The sequence below is a fragment of the Terriglobales bacterium genome, from assembly GCA_035567895.1.
Lineage (GTDB): Bacteria > Acidobacteriota > Terriglobia > Terriglobales > Acidobacteriaceae > Gp1-AA112.
Genome location: DATMPC010000027.1, coordinates 1 through 3,787, shown reverse-complemented (window position 1 = coordinate 3,787; position 3,787 = coordinate 1). Strand labels below are relative to the sequence as shown.

The 3,787-nt window shown below is 54.8% G+C and carries 2 protein-coding genes; one reads left to right on the top strand and one right to left on the bottom strand.

Annotated elements, in window-relative coordinates; all coding sequences use genetic code 11:
- Positions 1-425: 425 nt before the first annotated feature.
- A complete protein-coding gene (locus VNX88_06955) occupies positions 426-3,020 on the bottom strand; it encodes a M1 family aminopeptidase (protein ID HWY68386.1) in 2,595 nt (864 codons plus the stop codon).
- A 479-nt stretch (positions 3,021-3,499) separates the two neighbouring features.
- Here VNX88_06955 and VNX88_06950 point away from each other — a divergent pair.
- On the top strand, positions 3,500-3,787 hold a 288-nt coding region (locus VNX88_06950), incomplete at its 3' end, for an MBL fold metallo-hydrolase (protein ID HWY68385.1).

Genomic DNA, 3,787 nt, shown 5'->3' with positions numbered 1-3,787 from the left:
CCGGGATGTCGGAAGTGTCAATCTCAGCATCGCTCATTGCCGCGAGCGCATGGATCTCCCTAAGTTGCTTTTTCTTGATTTTGGTCATACATCCTCCTTTCTCGCGGAGTGGCCTTTCGCGCCGAAATGATTCTGATCAATCACCTTCGACAAAATACGGGGCACATGAGCGCCAAATGTACACGCACTACACAGCTGTCAGTATGGCGGCGAAGTGGCTGGCGGTCGAAGCAATGAATTTAGAAAGTTAAGCTCCAAGACAGTCAGTATACGTCGAGTCAGTAGATTGCATTGCAACCTCGTCTGGGCGATCCCGAAATGGAACGGAGCTCTCCAAGATATGTAACTTTCTACCGAAATTGCCCCTGCTCTGCCAGCTTGTTTGGGATCTCGGACTGGAACATCAACGACAAAATTCGGCCGAGTCATGGATACCGCTGCCTTATCCTGACGGTGCGGTCCAATTCGTCGACCACTTCCAAGACCTTCAAGCGTAGATCGCGATCGATATTGTTGGCTTTCAGCCAATCGTGAACTTCAGCATCCGCGGCAGCGGATTGCTGCCCGCCAATGAATGCTCCCAGCCACGCCAGGACGAAGAAGATCTTGCGCTCCCGCTTGACTTGCGGAAGGGCGTCGAGCGCCGGCTTTAAATACGGCGAGGTTAGCTCAGACTGATTCCAGTAATTGAATGCGCCGAGGCTTTGCTCAACCCAATCCTCGGGGCGACTGGCATTGTGCAGATAGTCATCGAAGTACTTCTTCTTAGCTGCAGCTTCGGAACGTGCCGCTTCGGCGACGTAGGCGTACTTGAGCCCATCGCCTGTATGGTCGCGCTCCTTCTCTGATGAGAGGACCTGTTCCGCATCGGCATCAGACAGCGCAATCAAAGAAGTCACGATGTTCCAGCGATCGAGAGGACGAAGTTGCACTCCGGGAACCTGACGCGATTCGGAAAGCAACTGCTTGAGTCCGTTTCGTCCGGATGGCGTTTCGGCCACAGCGCGAAAGAAGCGGAACCAGATGATACCCATCCCCTGGTCTTGCGCGTGCTGCATTCGATCCGCAGCCATGGTCTCGAAGCTGGGCACGAATTCGGCTCGCGTTTGCCGGCTTACGTAGCGATGCAGAGCAGTAACCGTATGGCCCGTCAGCGACTGGGCCAGGGATTCGTCTTGCTCGGCAGGAAGCAAGTGGCGAGTCAGCGAGAGGTAATCCCAAGGCGCTAGTTGAACCTCGCGCACCGAATCCCACAAGGATCCCCACAGCGTAGTCCGCTCAAATAGATCGCCGATAGTCCCAATCCGGTTCTCGACCCCTCGGCGACTCTCGGGATCCAGAAGAAAGCGGCCGTATCCATAGTCCTCATCGTTAGCAAAGACGAATGCCGGGCAAGACTTGCCAGAAGCTTGGGAGACTTCTTCCTTCGGCTTGTTCAGCTCTGCACGAATGCGCACCGGGGGACCGTCGGCATAGCTCAGGAGGATCTGCGTTGCGATCGGCCACACACCACCTTCGCTCAGTACATCGTGTTGGGCCAGAGACAAATGCTGAATGCGCCCAGTCTTGCAGTTCCACGAAACATCCACCTGCGGCATTCCGCGACGGCGAATCCAGGCTCGGGCCCATTCTTCGAGTGATCGGCCAGAAGCTCGCTCGAATGCCATTACCAGATTGCTCCACTCGGCGTTCCCATATTGGTGCTCTTTGAGATAGATCTGCAGACCCTTACGCAAATTCTCGTCGCCGATGATGAAGGCGAGTTGCCGAAGCAATGCGGGCGCCTTGGAATACACGATAGCTCCGTATGCTGACTTCGCATTCAGCAAATTGTCGATGTCCTGGTAGATCGGAGTAGTGCCCTGCGTTGAGTCAATTGCATACGCCGCCGGCTTCATCGCCAAGAAGAAGCGTTGCCACACGTGTTCCTCCGGCTTGAGTCGATCAAGCGTGCGATACGCCATATACTGCGCGAAGCCTTCCTTTAGCCACAGGTCATCGAACCAGCGCATCGTTGTGAAGTCGCCGAACCACTGATGCGTCAGCTCGTGCAGGCTCAGCAGGTCGCGTCCAATCAAATCGCTGTGCGTCGGCGCCGTGCGAAAGAGAACAGACTCTTCGCGCAGGAATGTCGATCCGGCGTGCTCCATGCCGCCGTAAGCAAAACCGGGAATCAACACCAGGTCATATTTGGGAAACGGAAAGGGTTGGGCAAAGTAGTCGGAGAGAAACTTCATGCCGTCGGCAGTGATCTGTTGCAGCTCAGGAGCTTCTTCGACCGCTCGCTTATATTGCGATTGGCGCACATAGACTCCCGGCAATCCGGGTGTCTCATGCACTTTGCGAAACGGCCCAGCGGCGAAAGCAAATAAATAGGTGCTGATGGGTTCGGTTTCGAGGAACGTTGTCGTCTTGGGTTGCGGTTCATTGCCGCGCTCAAATTGCGTGCTCGTGGGGACTGAAGTATCCACTGGGGTGTTCGAGAGCACCGTCCACTGTGGCGGAGCGTCAACGTTCAATTGAAATCTGCCTTTCAAATCGGGCTGATCGAAGCACGGGAACGCCATGCTGGCGTCCATAGGCACAAAGAGGGTGTATAGGTACTCACTCCCGTCATCGCGATCTTGATATCTCGTAATTGCTTTGCCCGCTGGAGCGACGGACGACACAAACGCAATATAGATTTCGTTTTCTCCCTCTCGAAGATCCTCTTTTCGCAGCAGCAGGTGACCGTTCTCATGCACGATTGACGACAAGTGCCCATTGATTTCCGACCTCACCACAGAGCCATCGCGGTAATCGAGTAAAAGCGGCGCCTGCGTCTTAAGGGAAAATCGCAACTGCTCTTCACCGCGCGCTGTAAGACCTCCGGGAACAAGTTGGAAACGCAAGCTGTAGCGGACATGCGAGACCAGCTGCGCACGTTCACTCGCCAGCTCACGAGGAATGCCACTGGGAGATGCCGCGAAACAAGTTGACGCGAGAACCAGCAAAACGCACACCAGGCGACGCCAGCGCATAGGTCAGCAGTGTAAATCCTGACAAAAAACTAAGTTCTTTCATAGGGAAAAAGCTGCGACGGTATGAAAGATAACTCTCAATTCGGGAAGTCGGTGCTGGGAAACGCCCGGGTGATCACAAAGAAGCTAGTTCGTGGATAGTCGGCAAACAGGAACTAATCTGGTTACTTCTGGATTGCCCGTCATCCTTCAGCAATCGTGATCAATTCCCCTAAGCCGACCTCCCGGTACCAATCCGGCCAACTTCCTCGAAGCCCGTTTGTGGATAACTTCCGGTTATTTTCGGCAACTCTTCCCTAGTCTTGTAAGGGAGGGTTTGCCGACGACTCGTCCAAGGACGCAGCACCGCTCCAGTCTCATTTCAGCGGTTGCCAAGCACATGTCGGTGGTGCCAAACTTTCGCATCTTCCCGCCAAGCTCGGGTCAATTCTGCGAAGTCAACTAGGGAAAGAAGAAAACTGAATCCCCTGGAGGAACCTATGAAGCAGCACATCTCGGTATGCGCGCTGGCGGCCTGCGTTATGTTGCTCGCGGGTGTGGGTGCAGCAGAAACGCCAAACCGCGTCACCATTCTGTACGACTCCTTCGGCAAATCTTCGTCACTGACCATGGATTGGGGGTTTGCTGCCCTGGTCGAATATGGCGGCAAACGCATCCTCTTCGACACCGGCAACAACTCCCAGATCCTCGAACACAACGTGAAGGCGGCGGGCGTCGATCTGCAAAAGCTTGATTTTGTGGTTATGTCCCATCGCCATGGTGATCAT

Bases quoted from the DNA above. Each gene is read 5' to 3' on its own strand.
- VNX88_06955 (HWY68386.1), bottom strand. From the start codon at position 3,020: ATGCGCTGGCGTCGCCTGGTGTGCGTTTTGCTGGTTCTCGCGTCAACT.